Source organism: Ruegeria sp. BHSA163 (assembly GCF_059613365.1).
Window position 1 is genome coordinate 34,291 of record NZ_JBXWSJ010000037.1, and the last position, 13,101, is coordinate 47,391.

General features: G+C 54.2%; 20 protein-coding genes and 1 pseudogene. 13 read left to right on the top strand and 8 right to left on the bottom strand.

Annotated features, from left to right (window positions below):
• Positions 1-28 precede the first annotated feature (28 nt).
• The 3 genes from AC2FNV_RS16460 to AC2FNV_RS16470 are packed head-to-tail and all read right to left on the bottom strand — an operon-like array spanning position 29 to position 1,395.
• Complete coding sequence (locus AC2FNV_RS16460) at positions 29-253, bottom strand: F0F1 ATP synthase subunit C (protein WP_008755373.1); 225 nt, start codon at positions 251-253, stop codon at positions 29-31.
• A gap of 48 nt (positions 254-301) precedes the next feature.
• Positions 302-1,060 (bottom strand): F0F1 ATP synthase subunit A, encoded by a 759-nt coding sequence (locus AC2FNV_RS16465; protein WP_170476819.1) that lies wholly within the window; start codon positions 1,058-1,060, stop codon positions 302-304.
• A gap of 2 nt (positions 1,061-1,062) precedes the next feature.
• Positions 1,063-1,395: an AtpZ/AtpI family protein gene (locus AC2FNV_RS16470; RefSeq protein WP_170608441.1), complete on the bottom strand. Its 333-nt coding sequence runs from the start codon at positions 1,393-1,395 to the stop codon at positions 1,063-1,065.
• A 394-nt stretch (positions 1,396-1,789) separates the two neighbouring features.
• On the opposite strand from AC2FNV_RS16470, the gene AC2FNV_RS16475 reads away from it, so the two are divergent.
• Positions 1,790-2,125, top strand: a complete 336-nt coding sequence (locus tag AC2FNV_RS16475) for an ArsR/SmtB family transcription factor (protein WP_170476816.1) — start codon at positions 1,790-1,792, stop codon at positions 2,123-2,125.
• Positions 2,126-2,132: 7 nt separating this feature from the next.
• On the opposite strand, the gene AC2FNV_RS16480 is transcribed toward AC2FNV_RS16475, so the two are convergent.
• The 4 genes from AC2FNV_RS16480 to AC2FNV_RS16495 all read right to left on the bottom strand — a co-directional run bounded on the left by AC2FNV_RS16480 (position 2,133) and on the right by AC2FNV_RS16495 (position 4,794).
• A complete protein-coding gene (locus AC2FNV_RS16480; protein WP_170476814.1) occupies positions 2,133-2,546 on the bottom strand; it encodes a universal stress protein in 414 nt (137 codons plus the stop codon).
• Positions 2,547-2,645: 99 nt separating this feature from the next.
• A complete protein-coding gene (locus AC2FNV_RS16485; RefSeq protein ID WP_170608443.1) occupies positions 2,646-2,924 on the bottom strand; it encodes a hypothetical protein in 279 nt (92 codons plus the stop codon).
• Between the two features lie 80 nt (positions 2,925-3,004).
• Entirely contained in the window at positions 3,005-3,928 is a 924-nt protein-coding gene (locus AC2FNV_RS16490; protein ID WP_496773900.1) for a DMT family transporter, read from the bottom strand.
• On the bottom strand, positions 3,916-4,794 hold the full coding sequence (locus AC2FNV_RS16495; protein WP_170608444.1) for a LysR family transcriptional regulator: 879 nt from the start codon (positions 4,792-4,794) through the stop codon (positions 3,916-3,918). Before AC2FNV_RS16495 ends, AC2FNV_RS16490 begins: the two co-directional genes overlap by 13 nt.
• A 118-nt stretch (positions 4,795-4,912) precedes the next feature.
• Between AC2FNV_RS16495 and AC2FNV_RS16500 the strand changes: the two genes are divergently transcribed.
• Positions 4,913-5,494 (top strand): FMN-dependent NADH-azoreductase, encoded by a 582-nt coding sequence (locus tag AC2FNV_RS16500; protein WP_170476807.1) that lies wholly within the window; start codon positions 4,913-4,915, stop codon positions 5,492-5,494.
• A gap of 73 nt (positions 5,495-5,567) precedes the next feature.
• Positions 5,568-6,308 carry an aspartate/glutamate racemase family protein gene (locus AC2FNV_RS16505; RefSeq protein ID WP_170608446.1) on the top strand — a complete coding sequence of 247 codons (741 nt, stop codon included), beginning with the start codon at positions 5,568-5,570 and terminating at the stop codon, positions 6,306-6,308.
• Here the strand turns inward: AC2FNV_RS16505 and AC2FNV_RS16510 are convergent, their stop codons facing one another.
• Positions 6,309-6,839 carry a prolyl-tRNA synthetase associated domain-containing protein gene (locus AC2FNV_RS16510; RefSeq protein WP_170608448.1) on the bottom strand — a complete coding sequence of 177 codons (531 nt, stop codon included), beginning with the start codon at positions 6,837-6,839 and terminating at the stop codon, positions 6,309-6,311. It abuts the gene before it with no gap.
• A gap of 90 nt (positions 6,840-6,929) precedes the next feature.
• On the opposite strand from AC2FNV_RS16510, the gene AC2FNV_RS16515 reads away from it, so the two are divergent.
• From AC2FNV_RS16515 to AC2FNV_RS16560, 10 genes and pseudogenes are all read left to right on the top strand, one after another.
• Positions 6,930-7,448: a hypothetical protein gene (locus AC2FNV_RS16515; RefSeq protein ID WP_170608450.1), complete on the top strand. Its 519-nt coding sequence runs from the start codon at positions 6,930-6,932 to the stop codon at positions 7,446-7,448.
• Positions 7,449-7,608: 160 nt separating this feature from the next.
• On the top strand, positions 7,609-9,114 hold the full coding sequence (ffh, locus tag AC2FNV_RS16520) for a signal recognition particle protein (protein ID WP_170608452.1): 1,506 nt from the start codon (positions 7,609-7,611) through the stop codon (positions 9,112-9,114).
• Complete coding sequence (locus AC2FNV_RS16525; protein WP_170608454.1) at positions 9,111-9,653, top strand: GNAT family N-acetyltransferase; 543 nt, start codon at positions 9,111-9,113, stop codon at positions 9,651-9,653. The genes ffh and AC2FNV_RS16525 overlap by 4 nt, the downstream gene beginning before the upstream one ends.
• Entirely contained in the window at positions 9,650-10,198 is a 549-nt protein-coding gene (locus AC2FNV_RS16530) for a GNAT family N-acetyltransferase (protein ID WP_170476796.1), read from the top strand. Before AC2FNV_RS16525 ends, AC2FNV_RS16530 begins: the two co-directional genes overlap by 4 nt.
• A complete protein-coding gene (locus AC2FNV_RS16535; RefSeq protein ID WP_170608456.1) occupies positions 10,195-10,746 on the top strand; it encodes a GNAT family N-acetyltransferase in 552 nt (183 codons plus the stop codon). The genes AC2FNV_RS16530 and AC2FNV_RS16535 overlap by 4 nt, the downstream gene beginning before the upstream one ends.
• On the top strand, positions 10,743-11,039 hold the full coding sequence (locus AC2FNV_RS16540; protein ID WP_170476793.1) for a chorismate mutase: 297 nt from the start codon (positions 10,743-10,745) through the stop codon (positions 11,037-11,039). The genes AC2FNV_RS16535 and AC2FNV_RS16540 overlap by 4 nt, the downstream gene beginning before the upstream one ends.
• 69 nt (positions 11,040-11,108) lie before the next feature.
• Entirely contained in the window at positions 11,109-11,504 is a 396-nt protein-coding gene (rpsP, locus tag AC2FNV_RS16545; protein WP_170476791.1) for a 30S ribosomal protein S16, read from the top strand.
• Between the two features lie 13 nt (positions 11,505-11,517).
• Positions 11,518-12,153 (top strand): 5,6-dimethylbenzimidazole synthase, encoded by a 636-nt coding sequence (gene bluB / locus AC2FNV_RS16550; protein ID WP_170608458.1) that lies wholly within the window; start codon positions 11,518-11,520, stop codon positions 12,151-12,153.
• A 146-nt stretch (positions 12,154-12,299) separates the two neighbouring features.
• Complete coding sequence (gene rimM / locus AC2FNV_RS16555; protein WP_170608460.1) at positions 12,300-12,803, top strand: ribosome maturation factor RimM; 504 nt, start codon at positions 12,300-12,302, stop codon at positions 12,801-12,803.
• Positions 12,803-13,101 (top strand): annotated as a pseudogene (locus tag AC2FNV_RS16560) (hypothetical protein); the annotation flags it as partial. The gene rimM and the pseudogene AC2FNV_RS16560, both read left to right, overlap by 1 nt.

A 13,101-nucleotide genomic window follows, 5' to 3' on the forward strand; every position in this document is an offset into this window, starting at 1 on the left:
CCTGCGCGTAAGGATCAGGTTCCGCAGATTAGACGGCGAACATCAGCAGCAGCGAGACAAGGAATGCGAAGATTCCCAACGCTTCTGCGAACGCGATACCGATAAAGAGGGTTGCGGTCTGCGATGCAGCCGCCGAAGGGTTGCGCAGGGCGCCAGACAGGAAGTTTCCTGCAACGTTGCCCACCCCGATTGCGGCTGCGCCGGAACCGATTGCTGCCAGGCCTGCGCCGATGTGTGCGAGATCGCCTTCCATGATGTTTCTCCTTACGAATTGGAAGTTTCGATGTTGGGTTATCAGACCTTAGTGAGAAGGATGCAGTGCATCTTTTAGATAAACACAGGTCAGAATGGTGAAAACGTAGGCCTGGATAAAGGACACAAGAACCTCAAGACCATACATTGCGGTAATCGCCAGAACGGATACGGGCGAGATCGCGGCGATCGCAGCAAAACCTGCGAAAACCTTGATGACGGCGTGGCCTGCCATGACGTTACCAGCAAGACGAATGGAGTGGCTGACGGGGCGCACAAAGTACGATATCAGCTCGATGATCGCAAGAACCGGGCGCAGCGCCATGGGTGCGCTGGATACCCAGAACAACCCCAGAAACGCGGCACCGTTCTTGACGAAACCTAGAACGGTCACAGTCAGGAACACGGCCAGTGCGAGAGGGATTGTTACGGCGAAATGTGATGTGGTGGTAAAGGACATGGGTAACATACCCAAGAAGTTCGCGCAGACGATGAACATGAACAGAGTCATCACATAGGGGAAGTACTTGACGCCCTCCTTGCCGCAAATGTCTTCCAGCATCTTGTAGATAAAGCCATAGGCGAGTTCGGCCACTGACTGCATCCGCGTTGGAACGATGGCTCGCTTCGAGGTACTCAAAACCAATAAGCCAAATACAGCAGCAATGGCCAAGAACAACCAAAGTGTCACGTTGGTGGGCGTGTACCACGCAATTCCGCCATCGCCGAAAAGCGGCTTGACGATGAACTGATCCATCGGATGGAAAACCAGGCTGCTGCCTTCTGCTTCGGTGGTCTCGGTCGCCACGTTCAGTCCCTCTCGTCCTTTACGGCTGCCTCGGCCGCCGCTTGTTTATCTTGAACCTCTTTGGCGCTGCGGAGCATAACCTTTACCCCGGCGACAAGGCCCAGCAATGTGAACAGCACCAGAAATATCGGGATCGTCCCGAACAGGCTATCCAGCCCATATCCGATGCCGAATCCGATCCCTAGACCGGATACCATTTCAATGACCATCCTCCAGGCAAGCTCGCCTCCGGACACGTCCGCGTCTGCGCGTGGGGCCGGTTCCCTGGCCTTTTTGGCCGCCTCGATCTTGGCCTCAAGCCGCGCCATACGCTGCTTTTGGTCATCGTCGGTCACGGGCGTTTCCCTCGCACAGTCTTGCGCATTGTGCTAAGGGGCTTAGGGCGCAGAGTCAACGGCCTAGATGTCGCTAAAAAATTCAAGTTAACTAATTGATATTAATAAATTAATCGCCCAGCGATCTTCAGCCCAGATTTGAAAGGAATGCTTTGATTGTAACCAAATAAAGAAATGCGCATATTCAACCTTTTGGTTGATTGTTCAACTAAATGCGCATGCACGCAAGGAAACGGTTTAGTCAAACAGCCCAATGCGGAACTCAGGGCGCGTGACGTGGGATTGCCCCAATACTTTCAGCGAAGTCAGAACCCTGCGCTTTCTGCACGTACTGACAAACTTCCAATGCTACGAGGCCCTTTTCGCTTTGAACGTAAGCGACTAAAACTGACGTATGAATGAACCTTTGGACATCGTTTTTTCGGCCCTTGCCGACCCCACCCGCCGTACTATTCTGGCGATGCTGCTGGAGGATGACATGGCCGTTACGGACGTCGCCGAGCCATTTGAGATGTCGCTGGCAGCCATCTCAAAACATTTGGTGATTTTGACCAAAGCCGGCCTGATTTCACAAGAAAAGCGTGGCCGCGTGAAATGGTGCAAGCTGGAACCCGACGCCCTGAGGTCTGCGTCAGTTTGGATGCAGGGTTTCGGTCAATTCGAACCTGTCAACCTGGATGCATTTGAGCGGTTTTTGGAAATCGAGATTCCCAACGCAGAAGAAACCTGAACAGGCTTTACCTCACGACAAACACCGACATTTTAGCGTGCTTTGCCAAGTATCCAGCGTGGCTCGAGAAAATATGATCCGTGATACGCGGCGCGTGCGTACCGACAACGATCAAATCCGCGCCCATATCTTCTGCTGCGCGTCTTAGATCACCGTCAACTTCAATTGCCACATCAACCGAGTGAATATTGAGTGTGTCCACTTCTGAACCACTTTGCTCAGATAATTTCTCGGCCAGAGCAGCAAGATCCGCGGTGATCGACGACTCCGATTGTGTTACATCACCGGGTTGCGTACCGGTAACGCTGACCAACGTTATCTTAGCGTTTTGCCATTTAGCCACTTCGGTCGCGACTTTGGCGGCCTTGTAGACTTCTGGCGGCATATGCAGATCAACGGGGAACATTATGTGTTCGAACATTGATTACTCCTCCTACTCATCGCAATGATAGGCGGGAGGCTTGGGGAAAGCTTTGATCTGCCTCAAAGGTATTCAGCGCATTGACGCCGCGAGGGAGTTTCAACCTTCCTCGCTGTATTCAACACCGAATACAACGCCTGTTGGTCCGGCCTCACACAGCCAAGGTGCAGCGGCTCCGGCAACTGAAACGGTGGTCACGGACCCAGTCGGCAGGGATTTTGTCGAAATGGCCGCGACGTCACGAGCGTTCACCCCAGTTTGCGCAGAAACCAGAGCCTCGCAGCTTGCTTGTAGATCGGTAATGTCCACACTGCTTTGGCTATCCGGAGCGCAAGCGCCCAAAACACACAAAATGCTGATAGAGAAAAATCGGTTCATGTTCGCGCTTTCCAAATTGGATACCGGCCTTGCTATTACCGTTGGACAGGATGCGTCGGAACCTTAAGAGAAAGCAATGATCAATCTAAGACGCTTTGTTTTGATGTAGGGCTGGGCGCCTCGTCTTTAAGCAGCAGTAGCAACGCCACGACCGTCAATAGAACGCCCACAATGATCAACCCGGGTGGCGTGCCATTGCCCAGGGCGACCTCCCACAGAATTACCCAGCTCGGCACCAAATAGGTGTAGGCCATCACCTTTGCGGACGGTAAGCGCATGGCGGCAAACTGCACCAAAACAAAGCTGGCGGCTGTGGCAAAGACTGAAAGGTACAAAAGGCCGCTCCATACCATAACCGGTAAGGTCAACCAATTGGTGGAGACAATATCCCGCCAGCCATAAATCACAAGCAGCAGACATCCGGCCATCAATGTTCCAAAAGTAAAAACAACGGCAGGCTCACCCCGGTTCAACTTTCGAACCATGGGGGTGTAAACCGCATGCGCCGCACAGCCGCAAAAATAGATGAGTTCCCCAATACCTATTTCAAAGGCTTGAAACGATTTCCAGTCGGCCCTGAATATCACCCATAGCGCGCCAAAAGCCCCGACGGTTAACGCGAACGCCATGCGTGGTGTCGTTATTTGTCGCAGCAAAAACCATCCCGCAAAGGCCGACATTATCGGAGTTAACGTGAATACCGCGGCCGCGCTTACCGAAGGCGCCGTCTTGAGGCCGTAAAACATCAGAACGAAATAGGTAGCGAATAAGCCGCCTAGCACGAAATACCGCCAAGGCGCCTGTGCCGAACCGGAAGACAAACCAGTTGTCAGCAGTGCAGCAACCCCGATGATACCTGCGGCAATCGCAAAACGCATCGCAGTCAATGCCGCAGGCGCGATTTCATTTGCAATCATGGATCCCAGCGAAAAGCTTCCCGCAACAAGTGCAGAAAATGCCAACATCGCAACGTGCCCGCGCCCCTGAGGGGTTAGGGCCTCCATTTTTTGGCTGCCTCCTTCAGGAATGTCAGAAAGGTCTGCACTTTGTTCGTGCGGTGCAGGTCAACATGCGTCACCAGCCACAAACTTCCCGACCACTCTGGCAACGGTTCCATCACCTCGACAAGATCCGGCAGGCGCGCCGCCTCCCAGCGCGCCATGAAGCCGATCCCCGCGCCAGCCTTCACAGCCTCGCGAATGGCAAGATTATTGGTGCATCGGAAGATGATGGCTTCAGTCGGGGCGTTTTCACGCAACCATTTGGAAAAAGGTGCTCGGCTTTCTTCGTCATCGCTGCCAACGAACAGGTGGTTGGCAAAATCCTCGACGCTCGCCGGTTTGCCGCGACTGGAGATATAAGACTTGCTGGCATACAAACCGATTTCCAAAGCACCAAAGGGCTGCACCACATTATCCGGCTGATCCGGGACTGCGCCTGCACGTATGGCTACGTGTGCTTCACCATATTCCAGCCGAAACAGCCGATCCCCAGTCAGGTAACGCACGATCAGATCAGGATGCATCTGCTGAAACTCAGTCAGCGTCGGGACGATAAGTGGAGCAAGCGAGGCCAGCGAGGTCACCACAAGTTCCCCTGACACATCGTCACCACGCCCTTTCATTCGCCCGACAAGTTGGTTGAACTGATCTTCAGTTGCTTGAGCTACCCGCAAAAGGTCCTCTCCCGCATCGGTCGGAGTGTAGCCGCGTGCGTGGCGTTGAAACAGTTTTACACCAAGACGGGACTCGATGGCATCGATGTGACGGATGACGGTCGCATGGTGTACGCCCAGGACTTCGGCCGCGCCGCTGACAGTACCCATCCGAGCCACCTGATAGGCAGTTCTCACTTCATCCCAATTGTCCATTGCAAATATTCCTATGTGCAAATACCAACAATACCTGTTGGTATATCCGTGTTTTGTTCGAAAACGCAACAATCATATTGGGAACGGAATTTACATCACCCTGCAAGGAGCAGCCGATATGACCAAGACCGTCCTTCACATTGATGCATCGCCACGACGCAAAGACTCGACCTCTCGTGACCTGTCCGGTCGCGTGGTGAAACACCTTGATCCCGCTCGCATTATCCGTCGCGATCTGGCTACGCCTTTACCCCTTTTGACCGAGGAATGGATAACCGCCAACTTCACGCCAGCAGATCAGCGAGACGCTGTACAACGAGATCTGTTGTCAATATCGGACGAGTTGGTACGTGAATTGCAGCAGGCGGACGCGATTGTAATCGGCTTACCCATTTATAACTTTTCGATCCCGGCCGCTCTTAAGGCGTGGATTGATCTTGTCGCCCGTGTTGGCCTGACTTTCAAATACACCGAAAACGGCCCTGTCGGTTTATTGCAGGGAAAGCGGGTTGTTCTTGCGATCGCATCCGGTGGAACTGCGGTCGGATCGGAAATTGATTTTGCCACCGACTATGCGCGCCATGTGCTTGGCTTCATGGGCATCAGCAATGTCGACGTCGTAGCTGCGGATCAGATGGCATTGGATGCGCAATCGGCTCTTAAGAATGCTCATCAAGCTGTGTCGTCGCTGGCTGCATAATCTCAGTCTGGTTTTTGCCGTATGAAACGTCCAATCTGCAGCCATCAAGGTGATTGCTGATTGGACTTTTAGCATGAAAAAGATTGGAATTCTGGGCGGTGTGGGCTGGGCGTCAACCGTGGACTATTATCGGGGCATCGCTGAGGGTGCAGGACGTTACTACACTGAACGTGGGTACTCCTCTCCCCTGCCCGTACCCCCGATGACAATCGAGTCGGTAACTCAGTCCGAAACTCGTGCTTTACGAGGCGAACCTGGCGATGAAGATAGCTGGGCCGCGTTCGATGCCGTTTTTCGCAATGCCATGTTTTCGCTGGAGCGTTCTGGGTGCGACTTTGCTATTATCGCGTCAAACACTCCGCACGCCAGATTGCACGCAATCCGCGAAGGTGTCTCGATTGATATCCTCAGTATATTCGATGCGACTGCAGAGACGACGGCTAAGACAGGGGCTGCGAACGCTTTGGTGCTTGGAACAACGGTGACCATGCAAGCCGACAACTATGCACAGCACCTTTCGGCAAAAGGCATCAAAGCAAATGAACGGTTACACGAGGCCGAGATTTCTGAGATGCAAGAGATGATCGACGAAGACTTTTATGGCGGTGCCTCAAAAAAAGCCCGAACACGTCTGCTACAATTCTGCAACCGCCACGCCAAACCCGGCACAGCTATTCTATTAGCCTGTACGGAATTGCCACTCGCGTTCCCTGACCATTTGGATGATCCCGTCTTCAAATCAAACGGTCATTTGTTCGTCAATCCATCTGCTGCTCATGTCTCGGCGGCGCTGAAACGGGCACTGGAGGATTGATCAGGGCAACCATGTGACCTCGCAGCCGACTCGGTCAAAAAAAGCCATCAAATCCGGACGAGGCATTGCAACGGTTCGATCATTTACAAGCGGATGCATGTTGATGACGTCCGCTCGTTGGGCCGTCGCATCCATCAGAAAGAACACGTTGCTTTTTACCCCGTTAATCATTGCCAGCGGGCTGACTGCACCGGGGCGGATGCCAAGGTGTTGCAAAAGTCGCTCTGGCGACCCAAACGACAGACCGCCAACCCCAAGCTGATTTCCCAACTGCTTAAGGTCGATCTGTCGGCTCTGCTCCAGTGAGACCAGATAGTTTCGCTTTTTTCTGTCACGCAGATAAAGGTTCTTAAGACACAGAGTATTTTCGCCAGATACCACAAACTGGTCTTCAACAGACTTGGCGTCCTCGACCGTGCGCAGTGGCATGTGTGTATGCAGACGATAAGTCAGACCCCAGTCGTCCATCTGCGCCAACAAGGAGTCAGAACTAAGCGGCAATGTATCCTGAAAGTCAGACGATGCATCCATGAGAACCTCCTGATATCAGGTGCTCATGGCTTATATCCTGGGGAATTTCAACTGTGGGACAACTGTTGGGTTCAGTGCTAGCATGCAACTATGAAAATCAGGCGAAACACACCGGATCAACTAATTCTTGCTGACACACCATGGTTCATCGGGATCATGTTGATCATTTTCATTATGGCATTTGTCGGTCCCGGCATTTTACTAATGAGTACCGGTGGCGAGAATATCTGGTTCGGCTTGATTTTCGCCCTTGGCGGCGGCGGACTAGGTTTTGGTGCCTTTTGCGTATTTGTCCGACGCGTGCAGGTAATACTGGACCGCAACAAGGACAGTGTCTTAATTCGCCGTCAGTCTGTTTTTGGCTATCAGGCTGTCGAGCACAAGCTGTCCAACCTATCCCATGCTGAACTGGAAAGCACCACGTCCACACGTGAGGGTCGAACCTCGACGCTTTATCGTCCTGTTTTAGTTCTCGACAACGGTATAAGCGCAGGCCGCCACCCTATTGTCGAGGTATTTACCAACGGGTCCGGCTCTCACAGGATGGTAAGCGCAGTCAATGACTGGCTGCCTGCGCGCGTGGTTGACTCTGACACTCAATCCGCCTAAATCCGCCGAAACATCCGGAAGAGAATAACCTTCCGGTCCCTTGAGCCGTTCAGGGATCGCCCCCCACCAGCGAGTTTCGCCCGTGGGGGCGTTTGTGCATTTAACCGGCGCATCCTATGTAGGGCACGCCATCAGATAACCGGCATAGGAGGCCGAAGGCATGTTTGAAAATCTATCCGAACGCCTTTCTGGCGTCTTTGACCGGCTGACCAAACAGGGCGCTCTGTCCGAAGAAGACGTCAAAGCGGCCCTTCGCGAAGTGCGTGTGGCACTGCTTGAGGCTGACGTTTCACTTCCGGTTGCCCGTGAATTCGTCAAGAAGGTGCAGGACAAAGCGACTGGACAGGCCGTGACCAAGTCGGTCACCCCCGGCCAGCAGGTTGTCAAAATCGTGCACGACGCATTGGTTGACGTGCTGCGCGGTGACGAAGACCCCGGCAAGCTCAAGATCGACAACCCACCTGCTCCGATCCTGATGGTCGGTCTCCAGGGCTCTGGTAAAACAACGACCACAGGCAAGCTGGCCAAGCGCCTGAAGGAAAAAGAAGGCAAAAAGGTTCTGATGGCATCGTTGGACGTCTATCGCCCGGCAGCTATGGATCAGCTGGCAGTGCTTGGCACGCAAGTTGGCGTGGATACTCTGCCGATAGTTCCCGGCCAGAAACCCGTCGATATCGCCAAACGTGCAAAGCAGCAGGCGACATTGGGCGGCTACGACGTCTACATGCTCGACACTGCGGGGCGCCTCCATATCGACGAAGTTCTGATGGATGAGGTCGAACAGGTCCGCAACGCAGTTGACCCTCGCGAAACTCTGCTGGTGGTCGACGGCCTGACAGGTCAGGTCGCTGTTGAGGTCGCCGAGGAGTTCGACGCAAAGGTCGGCATCTCAGGCGTGGTCCTTACGCGAATGGACGGTGACGGGCGCGGCGGCGCGGCGTTGTCTATGCGCGCGGTCACCGGCAAGCCTATTCGCTTTGTTGGTTTGGGCGAGAAAATGGACGCGCTCGAAACTTTCGAGCCGGACCGGATCGCCGGTCGTATTCTGGGCATGGGCGACATCGTTGCCTTGGTCGAAAAGGCCCAGGAAACGATGGAGATGGAACAGACCGAGCGCATGATGAAGCGCATGGTCAAGGGTCAGTTCAACATGAATGACCTTAAACTGCAGCTAGAGCAGATGATCCAGATGGGCGGCATGCAGGGCATGATGGGCATGATGCCCGGCATGGGAAAGATGGCCAAGCAGATGGATCAAGCTGGTCTGGACGACAAGATCCTGCGCCAGCAGATTGCCCTGATCCAATCGATGACCAAACGCGAACGCGCTAACCCCCAATTACTTCAGGCTAGCCGGAAGAAGCGCATCGCCGCCGGTTCGGGCATGGAGGTCAGCGACCTTAACAAGCTGCTCAAAATGCATCGTCAGATGTCGGATATGATGAAGAAGATGGGCAAGATGGGCAAAGGCAAGATGCTGAAACAGGCCATGAAAGGCATGTTCGGCAAAGGCGGTCCCTCGCCGGAAGAAATGGCCGCAGGTATGGACCCAAAAGCGCTGGAACAGGCTGCCAAAGCAATGGGTGGCAAGATGCCCGGCATGCCCGGTATGGGCGGCGGCATGGCTCTGCCGCCGGGTCTGAGCGGATTTGGAAAGAAAAAGTGAACCTAGCCCCCACCATAACGACAGCGCGCTTAAAGCTGCGCCATCACGTGATGCAGGATTTTGCTTTGCTTCACAATGTGATGGGTAGTGAGCGTTCGCGATTTATGGGTGGCCCTTTCTCATTGAAAGACAGCTGGCAGACTATCGCCTCAGAAGTTGGAAGTTGGTCTCTTCTTGGTTTTGGTAGTTGGGCCATCGAACGTTCCGAAGATTGCACGCTGGTGGGCCAAGTAGGAATCAACCGACCCGCCCATTACCCCGAAGCCGAAATCGGCTGGATGCTGTTGGATCAATTCGAAGGGCACGGGTACGTAACCGAGGCAGCCTACGCAGCACTGAACTGGGCTTGGAAGCAGGGTTTCGAAACGCTCGTTAGTTATATTACACCAGGGAACGATGGATCCGTCGCTGTGGCGCGGCGTCTAGGTGCGAAGCGCGATGCCTACGCACCTTTGCCTCAGGGAGAAACGCCCAGCGAAACAATCGTTTATCGGCACCTTGCCACAAACGCCGATGGCGGGATGGAAACCTATCGATGATCGCTGAGTCCATACCCACTGTTGAAACTGAACGCTTGATAATGAGAGCACCCTGCGAGGCCGATTTTGAAGCCGAGGCAGAGTTCTTTAATAGCGAACAATCGAAGTTTGTTGGCGGGCCAAAACGTCCTGACGAAACGTGGCGTTCCATTGCCATGCTTTTGGGGCACTGGGCCATGCGCGGTTACGGGTTTTGGGGCGTCGAGGAAAAAAACTCGGGCGCTTATGTTGGTCGCGTTGGATTGTGGTACCCGCACAGCTGGCCCGAGCCCGAAATTGGTTGGACCCTGATGAATCATGCAACCGGCAAGGGTTATGCCACTGAAGCGGCCATTGCCGCTCGCGCCCATGCCTATGATGTGTTGGGCTGGGCAACTGCGATTTCGCTGATTGATCCAGATAATATGGCCAGCAAGGCGGTAGCCGAAAGGTTGGGCGCTCAGTTTGAATATACCTATGAGCACCCGGCGTTTGGAACCATGCACGTATGGCGACATCCTGCACCAGCAGATTTGGTGAATGGCGGAATGGGGGCTTATGCATGACCTCGTTCGCTATTCCAAGTGTCGAAACAGAGCGCCTGATCCTTCGTGCACCCTCGATGGATGATCTACCCGCAATGACTGCATTCTTTTCGACGAAACGTAGCCACATGGTTGGCGGTCCAAAGGATGAACTGGGTTGTTGGAGCTCGTTAGCGGGCCGACTGGGTCACTGGGCGCTTAGGGGCTATGGAATCTGGCATTTGACTGAAAAGGCCTCCAACGAATTCGTTGGGTGGGTGGGAATTATCGACATACCCGGATGGGACGAACCAGAGCTGGGATGGGTTTTGATGGAAGAAGCCGAGGGCAAAGGCTTGGCGTTCGAAGCTGCACAATCGGGACGCGACTATGCGGCACGCCACCAGGGCCTAAACGGGGTCATAAGTTACATCGCCCATGCAAACGATAGATCTCTCGTGTTGGCTGAAAGGCTTGGCGCCACGTATGAGCGTGAAGGCGGGCTGCTTGGCAAACGCGCTCAGGTTTGGCGACATCCGGACATCGATACTACGACCACCGGATTGACTACCGAAAGGAATGGCCAATGACCGACGCTGTAACACAGGCCGCCACAATCTTGAAAGAGCACCGCAAAAGCATCGATAGGCTAGATGCGATCCTTGTCTACACGCTGGGTGAGCGGTTCAAACACACACAAGCCGTCGGCAAGTTAAAGGCACTTCACAACCTTCCCCCGTCCGATCCAACGCGCGAGGCAACTCAGATCGCACGTTTAGAAGAAATGGCTAAAGAGGCCGAATTGGATCCCGATTTCGCCAAGGCTTTCCTGAACTTCGTTATTCAGGAAGTCATCCGTCACCACAGGAAACAACAGGAATGAACCTTTGGTTCAGCAAACAACAGAACTAACCGGCCTTTGCCGGACACGCCATTCAAAGGAGATACCACCATGGCAATGAAAATTCGTCTCGCCCGCGGCGGCTCGAAAAAACGTCCTTTCTACCGCATCGTAGCGGCCGACAGCCGTATGCCGCGCGACGGTCGTTTTATCGAGAAACTGGGCACCTACAACCCGCTGCTGCCGAAAGACAGCGAAGAGCGCGTGAAAATGAACATGGAGCGCATCCAATACTGGCTGGATCAGGGTGCGCAACCAACCGACCGGATCGCACGTATGCTCGAAGCAGCCGGGACGCGTGAGAAAGCGGAGCGTAACAACCCGCAAAAAGGCACCCCTGGCAAGAAAGCTCAGGAACGTGCAGAAGAGAAAGCTTCGAAAGCTGCTGAAGCCACTGAAGCTGCGGAAGCGCCCGCTGAAGAAGAAGTGGCCGCAGCAGAAGAATAATCGGAACGATAGCGTGCAGGATCACGCATTCACCGATGAGTTCCGCATGCAGTTTGATCTGTTGATGCGGCTTCGTCGTGACGTGCGCCGATTTCGCACCGATCCAATTGACGAGGCAGTGCTCACGCGCTGCCTCGACGCATTTCTAAGGGCGCCTTCCGTGGGATTGAGCGAACCCTGGCGCTTGATCCGTGTCGATAGTGAAGACGCCCGCTCTGCCGCACTTAAGAATTTTCAGGCGGCGAACGAGCAGGCACTTGCGGGCTACTCCGGTGAAAAAGCCTTGAGCTATAGCCGCCTCAAATTGTCCGGCATGCAGGAAGCCCCTGTGCAATTGGCAGTCTTTTGCGACGACTCTACCACAAAAGGAATGGGTTTGGGTGCCGCTACAATGCCTGAGACACGGCGGTATTCCGTAGTGTCTGCAATAACACTTTTCTGGCTTGCCCTGCGCGCCGAGGGGTTAGGGATGGGTTGGGTGTCCATCCTGGATCCCGAACAGTTGAAACAGGACCTTGACGTCCCCGACATTTGGTCTTTGGTGGGATATTACTGCATTGGCCGGCCGCAAATGGTCTCAGACCAACCTGAACTGGAACGCTCAGGCTGGGAGCGGCGGCGCGATGCGATGCTGATCGAAATACGCTGAGGACATATGTTCGGACTTATAAGATTGCCTTTATTACTTTGCATTGCTTTCGTTGCCGGAGTTTTGTTTGAGCGTAACGCACACACAGACAGATGTCTTGACGCCGGCGGTCGCGTTGTGGCGAATTTATGCGAAGGAGGACGCAGATGAGTGATCTGGTCTGCGTAGGCAGCATCACAGGCTCTTACGGCGTGCGGGGTGAGGTTAGGCTAAAAAGCTTTTGCGCGGTTCCCGAGGATATCGAGGTTTATTCACCTCTGACCAATGACACTGGCAACGAACGCTACCCGCTTGTGCTGACACGGCAGATCAAGAACGGCTTTGCTGCTCGATTGGGCGGAATCGAAACAAAAGAGCAGGCGGACGAGCTGAAGGGCCTGCGATTGTATGCGCGTCGTGATCAGTTGCCGTCGTTGCCAGATGACGAATTTTATCACACTGACCTGATCGGTCTTGACGTCTATGACACTGGCGGGACATTGCTGGGCAGCGTGAAATCCGTTCAGAACCACGGCGCGGCTGACCTTTTGGAACTTCATGGGCCAGGCCTGAACTCAACCGTCTTGCTGCCATTCACCCGCGAAGCGGTTCCAACCGTCGATCTTGAAAAAGGCCGAATTGTTGCCGATCCACCCGAAGGATTGCTTTGATGCGCCGGGTTATGCTGCACCTGGGTTTTCACAAAACCGGAACGACAGCAGCCCAATCCTTTTTGTTTGAAAACCGGGAACTTATCTGGCCGCAGTACGCGCTGGTTCTGCCTTTTCGCACACGCAAGACAGGGCTGGCGGACGCCGCAACGCATTTTTCAATCTATGGAACCCATGACGCTCTAACTGCTTTCGGCAATCAAATGCGCAAGCTGTTGTGCACATTGGACCTTGGCGCAAGACGCGGGCTGATACTGAGTGAAGAGAATTTCTCGGGTTTGCGACCCAGCCGTAATCC

Bases quoted from the DNA above. Each gene is read 5' to 3' on its own strand.
- AC2FNV_RS16540 (WP_170476793.1), top strand. From the start codon at position 10,743: ATGACCGACGCTGTAACACAGGCCGCCACAATCTTGAAAGAGCACCGC.
- ffh (WP_170608452.1), top strand. From the start codon at position 7,609: ATGTTTGAAAATCTATCCGAACGCCTTTCTGGCGTCTTTGACCGGCTG.
- AC2FNV_RS16505 (WP_170608446.1), top strand. From the start codon at position 5,568: ATGAAAAAGATTGGAATTCTGGGCGGTGTGGGCTGGGCGTCAACCGTG.
- AC2FNV_RS16475 (WP_170476816.1), top strand. From the start codon at position 1,790: ATGAATGAACCTTTGGACATCGTTTTTTCGGCCCTTGCCGACCCCACC.
- AC2FNV_RS16480 (WP_170476814.1), bottom strand. From the start codon at position 2,546: ATGTTCGAACACATAATGTTCCCCGTTGATCTGCATATGCCGCCAGAA.
- AC2FNV_RS16490 (WP_496773900.1), bottom strand. From the start codon at position 3,928: ATGGAGGCCCTAACCCCTCAGGGGCGCGGGCACGTTGCGATGTTGGCA.
- rpsP (WP_170476791.1), top strand. From the start codon at position 11,109: ATGGCAATGAAAATTCGTCTCGCCCGCGGCGGCTCGAAAAAACGTCCT.
- AC2FNV_RS16500 (WP_170476807.1), top strand. From the start codon at position 4,913: ATGACCAAGACCGTCCTTCACATTGATGCATCGCCACGACGCAAAGAC.
- AC2FNV_RS16485 (WP_170608443.1), bottom strand. From the start codon at position 2,924: ATGAACCGATTTTTCTCTATCAGCATTTTGTGTGTTTTGGGCGCTTGC.
- AC2FNV_RS16460 (WP_008755373.1), bottom strand. From the start codon at position 253: ATGGAAGGCGATCTCGCACACATCGGCGCAGGCCTGGCAGCAATCGGT.
- AC2FNV_RS16495 (WP_170608444.1), bottom strand. From the start codon at position 4,794: ATGGACAATTGGGATGAAGTGAGAACTGCCTATCAGGTGGCTCGGATG.
- rimM (WP_170608460.1), top strand. From the start codon at position 12,300: ATGAGTGATCTGGTCTGCGTAGGCAGCATCACAGGCTCTTACGGCGTG.
- AC2FNV_RS16530 (WP_170476796.1), top strand. From the start codon at position 9,650: ATGATCGCTGAGTCCATACCCACTGTTGAAACTGAACGCTTGATAATG.
- AC2FNV_RS16510 (WP_170608448.1), bottom strand. From the start codon at position 6,839: ATGGATGCATCGTCTGACTTTCAGGATACATTGCCGCTTAGTTCTGAC.
- AC2FNV_RS16515 (WP_170608450.1), top strand. From the start codon at position 6,930: ATGAAAATCAGGCGAAACACACCGGATCAACTAATTCTTGCTGACACA.
- AC2FNV_RS16535 (WP_170608456.1), top strand. From the start codon at position 10,195: ATGACCTCGTTCGCTATTCCAAGTGTCGAAACAGAGCGCCTGATCCTT.